This is a genomic window from Candidatus Bathyarchaeota archaeon (assembly GCA_026014735.1).
Lineage (GTDB): Archaea > Thermoproteota > Bathyarchaeia > Bathyarchaeales > Bathycorpusculaceae > Bathycorpusculum.
Map to the genome: position 1 here is coordinate 276,971 of JAOZHT010000001.1, position 13,109 is coordinate 290,079.

Annotated in this window: 16 protein-coding genes; 4 read left to right on the forward strand and 12 right to left on the reverse strand. The window is 42.6% G+C overall.

The features are described 5' to 3' along the window. The first annotated feature begins 101 nt into the window (after positions 1-101). Positions 102-278, forward strand: a complete 177-nt coding sequence (locus tag NWE93_01370) for a TRAM domain-containing protein (protein MCW3998871.1) — start codon at positions 102-104, stop codon at positions 276-278. Between the two features lie 411 nt (positions 279-689). On the opposite strand, the gene NWE93_01375 is transcribed toward NWE93_01370, so the two are convergent. From NWE93_01375 to NWE93_01400, 6 genes are all read right to left on the reverse strand, one after another. Beyond that, complete coding sequence (locus tag NWE93_01375; GenBank protein MCW3998872.1) at positions 690-1,364, reverse strand: hypothetical protein; 675 nt, start codon at positions 1,362-1,364, stop codon at positions 690-692. Positions 1,365-1,609: 245 nt separating this feature from the next. Next, positions 1,610-1,753: a hypothetical protein gene (locus NWE93_01380; protein ID MCW3998873.1), complete on the reverse strand. Its 144-nt coding sequence runs from the start codon at positions 1,751-1,753 to the stop codon at positions 1,610-1,612. 175 nt (positions 1,754-1,928) lie between these two features. After that, positions 1,929-3,359, reverse strand: coding sequence for a tyrosine-type recombinase/integrase (locus NWE93_01385; protein MCW3998874.1), 1,431 nt, complete (start codon positions 3,357-3,359; stop codon positions 1,929-1,931). A 1-nt stretch (position 3,360) separates the two neighbouring features. After that, a complete protein-coding gene (locus tag NWE93_01390) occupies positions 3,361-3,744 on the reverse strand; it encodes a hypothetical protein (protein ID MCW3998875.1) in 384 nt (127 codons plus the stop codon). 15 nt (positions 3,745-3,759) lie between these two features. Beyond that, positions 3,760-4,032, reverse strand: a complete 273-nt coding sequence (locus tag NWE93_01395; GenBank protein ID MCW3998876.1) for a hypothetical protein — start codon at positions 4,030-4,032, stop codon at positions 3,760-3,762. Positions 4,033-4,044: 12 nt separating this feature from the next. Further along, a complete protein-coding gene (locus NWE93_01400) occupies positions 4,045-4,287 on the reverse strand; it encodes a hypothetical protein (protein ID MCW3998877.1) in 243 nt (80 codons plus the stop codon). Between the two features lie 704 nt (positions 4,288-4,991). Here NWE93_01400 and NWE93_01405 point away from each other — a divergent pair. Continuing rightward, positions 4,992-5,483 (forward strand): hypothetical protein, encoded by a 492-nt coding sequence (locus NWE93_01405; protein ID MCW3998878.1) that lies wholly within the window; start codon positions 4,992-4,994, stop codon positions 5,481-5,483. Positions 5,484-5,517: 34 nt separating this feature from the next. Here the strand turns inward: NWE93_01405 and NWE93_01410 are convergent, their stop codons facing one another. From NWE93_01410 to NWE93_01420, 3 genes are all read right to left on the reverse strand, one after another. Continuing rightward, a complete protein-coding gene (locus NWE93_01410; GenBank protein MCW3998879.1) occupies positions 5,518-5,892 on the reverse strand; it encodes a hypothetical protein in 375 nt (124 codons plus the stop codon). 331 nt (positions 5,893-6,223) lie between these two features. Beyond that, on the reverse strand, positions 6,224-6,418 hold the full coding sequence (locus tag NWE93_01415) for a hypothetical protein (protein MCW3998880.1): 195 nt from the start codon (positions 6,416-6,418) through the stop codon (positions 6,224-6,226). 5 nt (positions 6,419-6,423) lie between these two features. Next, positions 6,424-6,690, reverse strand: a complete 267-nt coding sequence (locus NWE93_01420; protein ID MCW3998881.1) for a hypothetical protein — start codon at positions 6,688-6,690, stop codon at positions 6,424-6,426. A 283-nt stretch (positions 6,691-6,973) separates the two neighbouring features. On the opposite strand from NWE93_01420, the gene NWE93_01425 reads away from it, so the two are divergent. Next, the gene (locus tag NWE93_01425; GenBank protein ID MCW3998882.1) at positions 6,974-7,120 is read left to right on the forward strand and encodes a hypothetical protein; all 147 of its coding nucleotides are present in this window, start codon (positions 6,974-6,976) and stop codon (positions 7,118-7,120) included. A 2-nt stretch (positions 7,121-7,122) separates the two neighbouring features. On the opposite strand, the gene NWE93_01430 is transcribed toward NWE93_01425, so the two are convergent. The 3 genes from NWE93_01430 to NWE93_01440 all read right to left on the reverse strand — a co-directional run bounded on the left by NWE93_01430 (position 7,123) and on the right by NWE93_01440 (position 10,072). Further along, positions 7,123-8,814, reverse strand: a complete 1,692-nt coding sequence (locus tag NWE93_01430; protein ID MCW3998883.1) for a DUF262 domain-containing protein — start codon at positions 8,812-8,814, stop codon at positions 7,123-7,125. Between the two features lie 102 nt (positions 8,815-8,916). Beyond that, positions 8,917-9,789: a hypothetical protein gene (locus tag NWE93_01435; protein MCW3998884.1), complete on the reverse strand. Its 873-nt coding sequence runs from the start codon at positions 9,787-9,789 to the stop codon at positions 8,917-8,919. A gap of 28 nt (positions 9,790-9,817) precedes the next feature. Beyond that, on the reverse strand, positions 9,818-10,072 hold the full coding sequence (locus tag NWE93_01440; GenBank protein MCW3998885.1) for a hypothetical protein: 255 nt from the start codon (positions 10,070-10,072) through the stop codon (positions 9,818-9,820). Positions 10,073-10,360: 288 nt separating this feature from the next. Between NWE93_01440 and NWE93_01445 the strand changes: the two genes are divergently transcribed. Further along, positions 10,361-13,108 (forward strand): ATP-dependent helicase, encoded by a 2,748-nt coding sequence (locus NWE93_01445; GenBank protein MCW3998886.1) that lies wholly within the window; start codon positions 10,361-10,363, stop codon positions 13,106-13,108. The last annotated feature ends 1 nt before the right edge of the window (position 13,109 follow it).

Genomic DNA, 13,109 nt, shown 5'->3' on the forward strand with positions numbered 1-13,109 from the left:
ATAACTGCTATTACGAAAGGAGAGCCCGTTTCATCAGTCCAAAAAAAAGAAGCCCGAGAAATGCCAAAAATAAACGCCATAAAGTAGAATGCCCCGTTGTAATTGGCGGCGAATATGAGGTCGAAATCACTGAAATAATGTCCAACGGTGAAGGTTTAGCCGCCGTTAAGGGCTTTTGGATTTTTGTACCTAACGTGAAAGTAGGGGATAAGGTTAACGTAAAAGTCACTTCTATTGATTCGGTTAGCGCCGACGCTGAAGTAATCAACCAAAATTGACCTCTTGGCAGGGCTCTGGGCCCCGAAAAAGGCGCAAACCCAAAACGGCCACAATCTTTCCCAAATCACAGAGGGCATATGGTGAAGAGTTTTATCCCCAAACGCAAAAAGTTATTCGCAAGATTCCCAGAAATTCAGTCCCAACTGCACTGAGAAGCACACAAAGGCTCATAGGAGAAATCGCGGCGCTTGACGCCAAAGTACCAAGACCCGTAAAAAAAGTGATACCGCTGATAATGCCCGCGTCGAGAACAGCACTTGCCCAATCAAACTTGCCTTTACTATCCCTGTGACCTTGCACGCTAAGATGAATCTTGGAAGCCAGCGCCTCATAGTTCAGTTTGAACATTGCCGTATCAAACAATCCCTTCTTAAAGTTGCCAATATAACACTTAACATATAAAACAAAGGTCACTTACTCAAGTTAGCGGTTTTCCGATACCTAACTATCAAAGTAACAAGCAAGATAGATAAGAGCAAAGGCACAATCACCAACCAAGAGAACTCTGGAACGGTTGGGGTAGGCGATGGTGAATCAGAGGTTGCTGGCATCTTAAAGGTCTGGGTTGGGCTCCAATCGCTTCTTTCACCAACGAATTTGAAATCATATGTAGGAAAGCCTGCGCCTCTCATGCCTGAGGGGTTCTTTTCGAAGTATCCAAGAAGCCCCTGAATCTGTATATCAATCTGCCCTTCCTCTGGAATATTCTTGGGCAAGAACGTTAATGATACAACCGTATAATCAGTAGTTGAAGCGTTGATTATGTTTGATAGGTCTATAGCACTTGGAATAATAATGTAATTGCCAAATTCGTTAAACGGATAATAGCTCCATCGGTCGTTCCCATAGGTAGGTTTGTATCTGAAGTTATAGAATGACGCTCCGTTATTTTTGATTGTCGCGTCTATTGTTTTGTTATCGACATGATAACCTGGAACTGTAGTTACCGTTGTTTTGTTCGTATAGGGATCTGTAGTTGATTTGGTTGTTGGTGGCACATCATACGAATGGTCTACAAGTTCCAAAGTAAATTCAGGCGGTTTAACGATTGTTTGAGCGAAAACTGGTTGGACAACAATAAACATAGGGATAACTAGCAAAATTATAAGTGACGAACAAAAATTTTTGCTAATTAAATCCATAATTACCAATGGAGAATGCTCTAATATGAAGTTTCCTGCAAAACGATTTCAACGCCGCTTAGTCTCCGCGTGAAATAAGGAATGTCTACGCAATTAAGCATGCCCAACAGCTACCCGGCGCCGGTGTGACCAGACTTGGCGAAATGGAACCTGCAAAACCTCTCCTGGCCGCACCCAGCGCTTTTTAGTCACGCCCACTCTAACTTGACTTTTTCCACCTGAATATGCGCTGGTATGCAGAAAAACGTTTTCGCCCGCACCTCAACCAACCCATCCTGCGCGCCAGAGAGAACCTCCACGGGATAAATGCCCTTGAGGTAAAACTCAGTCATGGAGTTTTCTCCTGCAGAGCATCCGCTGTAAATAAACGAAATTACTGAGAATTAAGGGAAATCTGCTTAAAAATAAAAAGAAAGGGAAAAGGACGGTACAAATGAATGTAAATATTGGCGGGTCCGACGGTTGTAGACCACATATGCACGAAAGAATACTAGATTTTTGGGGTATTTAGGTAGCCTCCTTACGGATAATCTGCTTAAGATTCTCTGCAAGAATCGAGAGCTGATGATTCTGCGTCTGATCCTGTGTTTCTGTGTGGTTGCCTCGGATGAGCGCGTCTTTGGATAGGATTTCTTCTGGGTTTCCTCCCCATGCACGTATGATCTCTTTGAGTTGGTCGATGCGGTTGGCTTGTGTTTTAGGTCTAATCGCTAATCCTGCAGTCTGGTAGAGATTTCTTAGGGTTTCTATGCCTAAGCTCTGCACGTCTTCATAGGTGTTGATTGTGTGTCCCATCATGTACTCGATGATTTCGCTGTCGATTTTTGCTGTGCTGAGTTGGCTTCGGAAGAATTTTCTTAAGCTGTGAGTCCTAACTGTGTACATCCAACTGTTGGGTAGTTTTTTAGAGACGTTGGTGCTGACTGCTAAAGTGTGTACTATGTGTCTGATGGCTTTCTCGCTGACGCCTAATACTCTGTCTGTGACTTGTTGGTTTCGGATGAGTGGGGATTCGTCTGTTAAGGTTTCTGGTGGCATTGATCTGCCGCCTCTTTGTCTGTCTTGAAGGTACAGTTTTAGCAGTTGGCATGCTTCTGCGTTTATGAAGGTGTCGTAGTCGTGGTATTTTCCTTTGGTTATTGCGGCTTCGACGTGTATGTGGATTGGTACTCTGCCTGCTTCGTAGTCTTCTTTTATATGTCGGTATTTGAGTTTGGAAAAGGTTCCTTCACGGAATGCGCCTGAGGTGATGGCTGCAATGATGAATGCTTCTCGTACTGCAGCTTTGTCTAGCATAGTCGCGATTTCTTCGGGTTTTGGCGCTCGGTCTTTGTAGGTTACTTTGCGGCTTAGCGGTTCGTCGAGTTCAACTTTTTTTACTCCATTAACTCGGTAGAAGGTTTTTATGGATTTTATGTGGTTGCTGACTGCGCCTGAGCTGAGGTCTTGGTCTTGGAGGTGGGCTAAGTAGTCGCTTAAGAATTCGCAGTGGCTTTGTACTTTTAGGGGGTCGGGGATTGCACCTACGGGTTTGACGTCTTGGATGATTGCATCGGGGTTGTGGCCTAACCATTCCGCGTATTTTTTAGTTTTAGTTGTGTAAATTATGCAGCTGGCGTGTGATGCTGAGCAGTGGCGTAGAAAGTGCCGTGCGATTTTTAGCATACTTTGGTATTCAAAGATGTATGGGATTATGCTTGACTGGTTTCTTAGGCATGAGCGTATGATGTAGTCTACGAGTCCTTTTTCTTGGGCTGCCAAGATTTTGCTGAGTTGTATGGTTATGGGCTGTCGGAGTTTCCAGCCGTCGATGCTTCGCTCAATGGTGACTGTGTCGCCTTGGATTATGAGCGGTAGGTTGAGGCTTTTTAGTTCTTCAACGGAGAGGTTGCGGTTGCGGGTTATAGCGGAGGCTAAAGGTGCTGTGCGTTGTAGCAATCTAGTTTTCTCCTTTGGAGCTTTTTGCTCTTTTTAGAGTTTTTCGCTCCGTTGGTCGGAACGCATACTCAGGTTCTTGTTTGTCGTGTTTGCTTTTTAAATTCAACTCAGACGAAAACAATACCATGCGCACAACATCCGATTTTAGCAGTACTAACCCCGAAGCTTTAGGGTCGCCTCCATGCAGCGTTGGAGGTCCAGCATCCCGATCATAAGAAATAATGATGTAGGTCTCCGCCTCATAGACCAGCCAGCCGACGGCTTCTCTGACTTGCGGTTGCATCGTAAGAGCGGAAGTGCGATTATACATGACGTGGTCTATGTACCTGACGAAGACTACTTTTTTAAAGAAAGAATCGGTTTGCTCGTCGGTGGGCTCAGGCATCGGTTTTGCTCCAATTTATTGGTTCAGGGTTTTGTGGTTGCCGAAAAAGAGGATAGGTTTGCCTTTGACGTCCTGCAGATAGGTCACTGGAAACATTTTTTGGAAGATGTCAAGGGCTGCCTGGTTCTCAAAGACCGGGACAGCGTACTGCGACGCCTTGTCTAAGTGTTCTTGGCAGAAAGGAGCGGCTAGCCGTGTTCTTCCGCTCTCGTAAAAGGCATATCCGCTAAGACCAGCCGTTGGGTTTCCGCAGACAATGCAACGTTTGCGATTCAGCCGTCTCCTCAAGGTCTTCGCTTCCTACTTGAAGAATTGGTCGTCTCGCATGTTTTCGCTGATTTGGATATAACGGCGTTTCTTGCAGAAATCCAAAATTTTAGTTAGCAACGGGTCATTGCCAGCCGTGAACTCTTTTTTGAAGCCGATCCGTCCGGTTTGAACTCTTATCTCAATGATTCCATCGTTGCTAAGCAGCTGGTAGAAACCCAATTTTTCTCCAGCATATTCCTCAAGGACATCCCAGTCCTCAATCAAATTTACCAACTTATTTGCACCTAAACGGTCTTGCAGGCTAGGCGTAAAAACTATCTATCAACGAAAAGCCATGATGGCTTTGTGAGTGCCGAAAAGCCAAGTGTCAAAAAACGTACATATAAAATGCAGTTAATAGGGCTACCTTGGGTTAGTTTGGAAAAGTGTGTCATTAAGCCTTTTGTAGTGTGATTTTGTCGCCGTCTAAAATCCAAACAACCCTGTCTGTTTCGGTTATCTGAAGTTTTTCCCTTACTTCGCTAGGAACTGTTGTTTGGAACCTGCTTGTTAAATTGGTCACGGCTAGAATTTTCAAATAGACCACATGTTGTACGTATGAAAATCAATATTAATTGTTAATGCAATGGAAACAATATAAGTATTGGAAATAATGAAAGTATTAATCAAGCGCTAAAAAGCGGGCGAGGCGATTAAAATTAGCGACAAAAAAGAAAAACCAAAAACCGAATGCATCGAAGTCACCGGCATGGAACCACACAAACGACGCCTAATATTCATAGATGGCATGAATAGAACTGGCTTTTCAGCTTTTATCAAACATACACAAGACAATCAAACCTATTACGTCTTCATTTACGAAAAAGCGCTCTGACCTAAAGGTTAGTTAAATTCTGCAGTAAAAGGCAGCAACGCAAAGCCTTTAAAAAAGGTTACAGCCTAGAATAGCCTAACTTAGCTTAAAAAAAGTGATTTAGATGAAGGCTGACAATCAGTACATTGGAGAAATAGGCGTTCATTTAGTCGCTGCCAAAATATCTCAGATGAAGTTAATTGCTCTAACTACATCAAGGAATTGCAAGGGCTATGATATTGTGGTTTTGGAACCAACGACAAATAAAGGCATAGGTTTACAGGTCAAATCCAATCTTGACAAAGATTTCCCTGTAATGCAAAGCTTTCTGAAAGATTACGACGTTGAAATAAAAAAGAAAATAATCATGGATTATGTTTTCGTTGACCTCTCAGATATGGAAAAACCCAGATTTTTTGTCCTCTCGAAAGATGAAACCAAAAGGGTTCTAAAAGAATCAATAGAATATTACATCAACAATAGCAAACACAGGATACCAATTGAAGAAATGATAAAGAATGAGACGTCTAAGCAACAATGGACAATTTATGTCGATGACCTAATTCCATTTGAGAATAACTGGAAAACCATAACTAACAATCTGCAAAGCAAATAGTAACAGGACAACCGCTGGAAACATCGCCTTGGAATCACAGTAAATCGATCAAGTTAGATAGTTGTTCGTCTGTGGCGCTTTCGAGAAATTCTTCAATGTTCCTCTGGTCTAGCTTCAAAGCAGCTTTTCCTTTAACTGTAATTCTGTATAGTTCTGAAGGCCACCCGGGTTTAGTGAGCTTCTCGCCTTCTTTGGCAATCCAGCCGCCCCCTTCCAAGAAATCTACACGTCTATAAATCGTCTTAACATCCTTATCCCTAAAACCCTTCGTACTCCTAACTATCAAAAACAAGTCATATTTGGCTAAAAGCTGCCCCGAGAAAAGAATCAGCAATATGACGCGGTTTAGGGTCGCCTCTTTCCCACTGAACACCTTAAGCGGCGTACCCCCGCATTTCTTCCGCGCCAAAGTTTTCTGCTCTCCCCTCAACTTTGAAGCGAAGATAGAGAGCGTTGGAAGTAGGCTATCACATTAACCCATAATTTTTCAGGCGCTAATCTCGCGGCAAAATGCTTCTAGTCTAGAAATGCCTTAGGGCAAAATTCAGAGACCCGCCTTTAAATAGCAACTTTGCTAGCTCTATGTAAAAAAAGCCGAGTGACCGCTGAATCTACACTGACTTTTATCGACGTTTTACCGAGCGCAATTTTAGGTATTTCTAGACTAGAAACGTTTTGACGGGTACCTTTCTAGACTAGAAAAGCCAAATCTCCCCTAGAAAAACAAGTGCGGCGGCAAATTATTGAGGCTGTTTTTCGATTAGCATGATATGGGTTATGTTGCCTTCACGGGTAGCCTTAATCTCCAACTGCCGATTCCTTAAGCACCTCACTAATTCATGAAGCTCCTTGGGCAAACGAAGATACACCTCTTCATACTCCCGCACGCCCCTCTTGCCATCTTTTTTGATAACATAAAATCCAAGTTTAACCAAAAACCTCACTTCCCAGTGGGCTGCAGAGAAAGCAACAACTCGATGATCTGAAGCTTACCCTTCTCAGTAATCTGAACAAGAGGCTCATCATCAACAGATGGATTGTAAACTATTTTTACGAAGCCAAGCTGCTGAAACCTTCCAAGAAGCGGCGTAACATCAATTGAGTCCTTAAGCTTGGCTGTTATACTCGATAGCTTAACTCCTCGGTTGTAGGCTTCCATGGCTGGTGCTTCTAAGTCATCAAGCATACAGAGAATATTACCCTCCATAATCCGCTAATCCCTCAAGACGCAATCATTAACGGAGAGCGCATAAAAAGCCAAAGATACAACTACTCTGCAGAACCGTGGAGGGTTGAGTGAAAGTAAGATGCCGTTTATTTTATAACTTAATGCAACAAATTATCGGTAGGTGTCCCTTTGAAGACCATACGGGTATCCGATAGCGTCCACCAAAAACTCACCCGCCTACTAGGAGAACGGATGGCTAAGACAGGTAAAGCTCAAACCTTCAATGATGTAATAAATGACCTGCTGGAAAGGAGTCAGGAATATGCAGCCCACTGAGAAGCATAAATGTTCAGTATGTGGTAAAGAAATCTCCAAAGACGAGTACGAAAATCATGACGAAATGTGTTGGGAATGCTGGGACGATCGGTTAACCGAAGAATCCGACAGCATGTTTGATGAGTTAATGTAACCTCACTCACGGTAAACCAGTATTTCCCTCACGATGTCATATATCATCTTGCGCCTGGTGTTGACAAAGCGTTCAAAATTTTCAGGCTTATGAAGCTCTGGATTTTCAGGGATACAGTTTCGTTTAAGGAAGTCAGGCTGCTCTGCAATCGCTTGTGGGAAGTACTCTTCAGGCATAATGGCTGTTTTTTGAATGTTGAGCGTTTTTTCCAAGAACATATAATTGCCTATGTTGTTCACCATTGCGCTAGGATACTTGTACTTGTTTGTCATTTTGCTTCTCGGAAAAATATGGTCGATTTCGGGAGAATTGCAGACAAGCGTAGGCTGGAAGTTCATTGTTTTGTTGCTAAATAGATACAATAGGTTAAGAATCAAATGATCGTGAGAATCGATCGTATACTGATCAACCGCTACATTGCGCTTCAGTTTGACCATTACGTCTTCGAGTTCTTTGTATGGGAAGTAATCTGGGTTTGGATTTGTCATAAGAACGACTTTGGTGTTGTCTATAACACGATCCGCTTGGCCGCTAAAGTTACCGTTTAAAAGCGTTTTATACAACCATGTCTGCATGTTATATTTGAGCTTGGGAGAGTTTACTTTGCAGTCATGGATTCCCGCAAAGACAATTATGGGAATTAAAGCGTTATAGCTTGGAAGTATAGCAGCGGAAGTTATCCTTGAGTAATCTAAGAAATCTTGTAACCAGCGAAAACTAGCTTCAAATTTTGGCCAGATATCCTTTATGTACTCAAGTGTTTTTTCTCCTTCTATGCCCTTGAATTTAGCAACTTCATATTTCGCACCTCTTCCTGACCAAACGAGGGCAGTTTTAAGAATGAAGTCCTTATCAAAGAAGAAAGTTCCTTGCCGATTCATTGAAGATAGTAGGTTCTCAAAGTTCTCCTCTGCGTTGTCCCAGTTAAGTTTGATAAGTGAGAACATCAAATCGGATTTACTTAACATCGTTCCGCCAGAATTGGACCTAACGAATATCTCAAGTACCTCATCGTAGGTATATTTATTTGCAACGCTATCGATCGGATAATAAAATATTAATTCTAAAGCGGAGAAAAGGTTCTTAATTTTACCTACGTTATCGTCAACTATTTCTTCTACAGCTTTTGTTTCCTCAGTAGTCCAACCCATCCCCTTAAGTATCGTTCTCTTTATTTCGGTTGGCGATTCATCACTAAGGACGATACTCTTCAGTAAAAACCAATAGTGTTCTTTTGACTTATTTTGAGTGTCTGCCTCTTCTTTGGTCATATATTCTACTAAATACTTTAGTTCATTCTTTCCATCAATGACGGTATTACGACCGCTAAGAAGGTCAAAATACAATTCTCGACCATTGTATGTACCCTTAAGGGCTATATACAATGCCTGTAGACGTTGCTGGCCATCTAAAACCAGCCACTTTTCTTTATTGTTATATTCGCTTGTTTTGAGATATGTTTCTTTTACATTCATTCCTTCGACATAATTATCTATGAATTTGCGTATCTGTACTTCTTCTCTTGTTCGCCAGAAGAGTAGAGTGTTAATAGGATATTCTCGCATTATGGAGTCAAAAAAACCTTTAACTTGATCGTATTTCCAAACAAACGGCCGTTGAATGTGAGGTAGCAATAATTTTTTTTCATCGATCATTTCTACCGCATGTCTCATACTCATGCTTTCATACTTCATCGTATACCCTCAGAATGACTGTTGTGTTGTGGCTTTTTTCTATATAAGACCTTGCACAGAATTCTGTCCTTGAAATCTACTTGTGAGAAGGTGTCTTATTCGCTATTTATTCAGAAGCACCAGTCTATCGGTTAGATTCTTTCGGTCTTGTTGATTTTTTTGCCACTGATCTCTATAGGTTCGCCATTCTTCCGCTGAGATTTTCTCTTTCCTTCTTAGCTCAGTCAGTAGATTCATGAATTTACCGAATTCTTGTTGCTGCTCAAGCACTGCTACGTCTCGTTTCTGTTTTTGCTCAGTCAGCGTTGAAGTGGTTTTTTGCGGCGGTGGATAAGTTTGGTAGAGGAACCAACAGAAGTAAGTTATTTCCCATTGTTTGGTTGCGAGAGTACTATCTTTTGCTTTGAATAGTTCGTCTGTTAGGAATTCGTATTTTTCTCCCAAACTAAGAGTATCATAATTAAAAGGAAATTGTGGCTTTTCTAAAATGGTGTTCATGAAGTATTCGAGATGAGCGGTGCTGAAAATGGGAAGCACCAAGCCGGTTTCATAGTTGAAGCAGAAGATGATTTTCTTTGCTATGTGGCTATCTCCACCCAAGCCCTTAATTTCTTTCCATGGGCCATCAACTTTTTCAGCCAATGTTTTTTCGGGGTCTACTACGATATAAAGCAGTTCCTTGAAGGTGCTTAATTGCCTTTGGATATTATAATAGACCTCATTTGTGTACAAGATGAGGTGCCCTAAGTTGTCAAGGTGGTACTGGATGTAGAGGAAAAAGTCTCCGGTGCTGCCATCGCTGTTAAAAACATCTTTCTCACTAAAGTTATCTATCGAGTCGGGGTTTTGCTGAAATGGGTATTTTTCTTTAAACACTTGTAGTTTTTCTATGGCAGCGTCAACTTTGCTCTTGATTACGCCTTCTTTGTCAAAAGTTTTTGCTTGGTCAATTACCGAGTGTTTCAGAACAGCCATATAACAACGCTTCCAATGGACTTGAAACCTAAGTTGCTAGAGGTTCCATTGCTTTTTCAAGAATCTCTTGATATTGGCTCCATTCGACTGTGTAACCATAATATAGACATTCGTTTGCCTTGTCAAAGAATGAAAGCTCATCTAGCGGAATGTTTCGAGGATAGAGTCTAGCGCTCTCAATATAGTATAAGTACTTACCATCAGGGTCTTTCTTTTTATTTCTAACAAATCCGTCGCCGATGAGGTACCATTTGTTTGTTTCATCTTTGAAGGCCCAAACCATAATATCCCCTTTTACCGCTAACTTGGAGCCATGACGATATGGTTGATCAGCAGTAATGAAATGTCGCGATAGAAAGGACCTAAATTGAGCTATACCATAAGGGAATTCTAACCGACCATCTTGACTTTTTATTACATTTGTAAATATTCGAATTTTCATAGACCCGTATTTATCGCGTTTAATTTTTAAGCTTTAAGGAGATTGACCTTCAAGTTATGGCTTACCTGTAGCTAAAATACGCAAATCTCTTATGTCTTAACGCTCGAATTGTTTAGACGGCAAACTCCCATGTCTGGTAACAATGCATTAGTAGAAAAAATCCTCAACACACCAAAACCATTATCCGACGACCAAAAAAAGGCTGTCCTGTCCGAATCCCGCTACAACCGCATAATTGCAGGCGCCGGTGCAGGAAAAACTGAAACCCTGACTAGACGCATTGTCTATCTTTTGGCAGTTAAAGAAGTGCCTCCCGCAGCGATTGTTGCGTTCACTTTTACTGAGAAAGCTGCGCAGAGCATGAAAAGCCGCGTTTACCAGCGTGTGGGCGAGATTTGTGGAGAGAAAGCCACCGCCAACTTGGGCGAGATGTATATTGGCACTATCCATGCTTATGCAAAAAGAGTTCTTGAAGACCATTTCCGCTTTGGAAACTACAACGTGTTAGATGATAATCAGGAAATTGCTTTTCTTTTGCGGCATGGTTGGGGAATGGGGCTTCATATTCCGGGTACTTCGTATTCTGCTTGTATTCGTGATTTTCTGCGGACTGTTAACATGGCTTGGGATGAGTTGTTAGATGAGAATGAACTCAAGAAGCGGGCACCTGAATTCTTTAGGAAAATGAAAAAGTACGAGGATCTTTTGAAGCAGCACCGCTTGCTGACTTTTGGCAGGATTATCTATGAGGCCGTTTTGAAGTTAAGGCAAGACCCGGACACTTTGAATCAGGTGAAGTATCTTCTTGTTGATGAGTATCAGGACATTAACCGTGCTCAAGCTGAACTAATAGAGTATGTCGGCAGAAGCGGCGGTGTTTTCGTTGTCGGTGACCCAAGGCAGAGCATCTATCAATGGCGTGGTTCAGATGAACGATTCTTTTCCTCGTTTACAGAAAAATTTCCCGATGCCTTACCAATTAGTATTAATGAGAATCGTAGAAGCACTAAACGAATAGTTAGAAATGCTAACAAGTTCGCTGATAGTTTTGAGCGAGCGCATTATGAAGCAATGGATGCCACTCGATCTGAAGAGGGTTTTGTTGCCATCGCTTGCAGTGAAACGCCTGAGACGGAGGCTGTCTGGATTGTTGATCAGATTCAAGCTCTTATGAAGGCGAATGAAGGCTTAAAGTTCTCGGATTTTGGTATTCTCACCCGAAGCGTCAGTACATCAGCGGGTCCATTGATTGATGTGTTCAAAGATAGACGTATCCCCTACATTGTGGGCGGCAAAGTTGGTCTCTTCAAGAGAGACGAAGCGCAAGCATTAGGGCGAATATTTGCTTGGTTCTCTGAGGACGGCTTTTGGACACAAGACCCATACAAATGGGGCGAGAAAATTACTGGTGTTGATTTGTTGATTTCAGCGCTGGTTTATTGGGATACAGCGCATGGTCATGGCCACCCGAAAGATGCTGAAAAAAGGTTACGAGAAATTAAGGCTGATTTGAACTCTGCTAAATCAACCTATAGCAACTTTACCAAAATCTACTATGACGTTCTGAATGCTTTAGGCTTTGATTGTTTAGATTACTCCGACCGCAACGATGGAGCTATAATGGCTAACTTGGGTCGGTTCAACAATCTCTTAACTGACTTTGAGTCGGCTAACCGAATTGGCGGTCACAGTCCAAAGTGGATTCGAGACCTCAAAGACTTATGCTGGTTCATGAGCACCTACGCGATTTCTGCATATGAAGAGCAACCCTCAGACGATATCAGAGGCGTTGACGCAGTTCAAGTAATGACTGTTCACCAAGCCAAGGGTCTAGAATGGCCTGCAGTTTTTCTTTTTGCCACAGTGAACACTCGCTTTCCGTCCCGCATGGTTGGACGTCCACAAGATTGGTGCGACGTTCCCCGAAACATGTTTGACGTTGCCAGGTATGAAAGTGATATTGATGATGAGCGTCGGCTTTTTTACGTCGCCATTACTCGTGCTAAGGATGCCTTGATCGTTAGTCACTTCTCGAAAATCAACAAGAACTGCTCACGTAGTGACTTTGTTGATTCAATGGATTTAGCTTATACTGTTCCGTTGAATGATGGAGAAGCGATTCCGCCTATTGTTTTGTATCCGGGCACTTCCTCCGATGAGATTCAGACGTATTCAGCAGGAGAAATAGTCACCTTTGGCATCTGTCCGCACATGTACCTTTTGCGAGAGCTTTGGGGTTACCAGCCACAGCTTGACCCCGCACTTGGATATGGAAATGCAATGCACTATTGTCTAAAGAGGGCGGGTGAACTTGTCCAAGAAGGTTACAGTCCTGTCAGTGCGGTTGCTACAAGCGTCGAAGAAGACTTTCACATGCCCTTTGTCGGCGGCAGTGTATTTGATAACTTTAAGAACAGCGCAAAGAAGCGTCTGGTTAATTTTTCGCAAAAATATGGTGATGACTTAAAGCGCATAGAAGAAGTTGAGTACCGAATCGAGTTTCCGATCAACGACGACGGCGTCACAAGCGCAACCATAATGGGCAAAGTCGATGTTATCCTCAAGAATGGCGGAGAACTAGAAGTCAGAGACTACAAAAGCTCAGAAGAAGCCCGAACCCTAGAAGAAGTCTCAACTCAAATCCAGCTGTACACAACAGGCCTAAAAACCATGGGCAGACCCGTTTCAAGCGGCTCCGTAGCGTACCTTGACGAAGCAGATGTGAAACCCGTTGATGTCTCCGACCAAAGTCTAACTACAGCGAAACAAAATGCACAAAAGGTTGTAGAGCATATAGCTAAACGCAAGTTTAATCCCACACCAGGCAAAAGCTGCGAGCGGTGTGACCAAAGCCAAATATGCAGATGGAGGAAGTAGT

Bases quoted from the DNA above. Each gene is read 5' to 3' on its own strand.
- NWE93_01380 (MCW3998873.1), bottom strand. From the start codon at position 1,753: ATGACTGAGTTTTACCTCAAGGGCATTTATCCCGTGGAGGTTCTCTCT.
- NWE93_01375 (MCW3998872.1), bottom strand. From the start codon at position 1,364: ATGTTTATTGTTGTCCAACCAGTTTTCGCTCAAACAATCGTTAAACCG.
- NWE93_01390 (MCW3998875.1), bottom strand. From the start codon at position 3,744: ATGCCTGAGCCCACCGACGAGCAAACCGATTCTTTCTTTAAAAAAGTA.
- NWE93_01425 (MCW3998882.1), top strand. From the start codon at position 6,974: ATGCAGCCCACTGAGAAGCATAAATGTTCAGTATGTGGTAAAGAAATC.
- NWE93_01445 (MCW3998886.1), top strand. From the start codon at position 10,361: ATGTCTGGTAACAATGCATTAGTAGAAAAAATCCTCAACACACCAAAA.
- NWE93_01435 (MCW3998884.1), bottom strand. From the start codon at position 9,789: ATGGCTGTTCTGAAACACTCGGTAATTGACCAAGCAAAAACTTTTGAC.
- NWE93_01430 (MCW3998883.1), bottom strand. From the start codon at position 8,814: ATGAAGTATGAAAGCATGAGTATGAGACATGCGGTAGAAATGATCGAT.
- NWE93_01405 (MCW3998878.1), top strand. From the start codon at position 4,992: ATGAAGGCTGACAATCAGTACATTGGAGAAATAGGCGTTCATTTAGTC.
- NWE93_01440 (MCW3998885.1), bottom strand. From the start codon at position 10,072: ATGGTTTGGGCCTTCAAAGATGAAACAAACAAATGGTACCTCATCGGC.
- NWE93_01420 (MCW3998881.1), bottom strand. From the start codon at position 6,690: ATGGAGGGTAATATTCTCTGTATGCTTGATGACTTAGAAGCACCAGCC.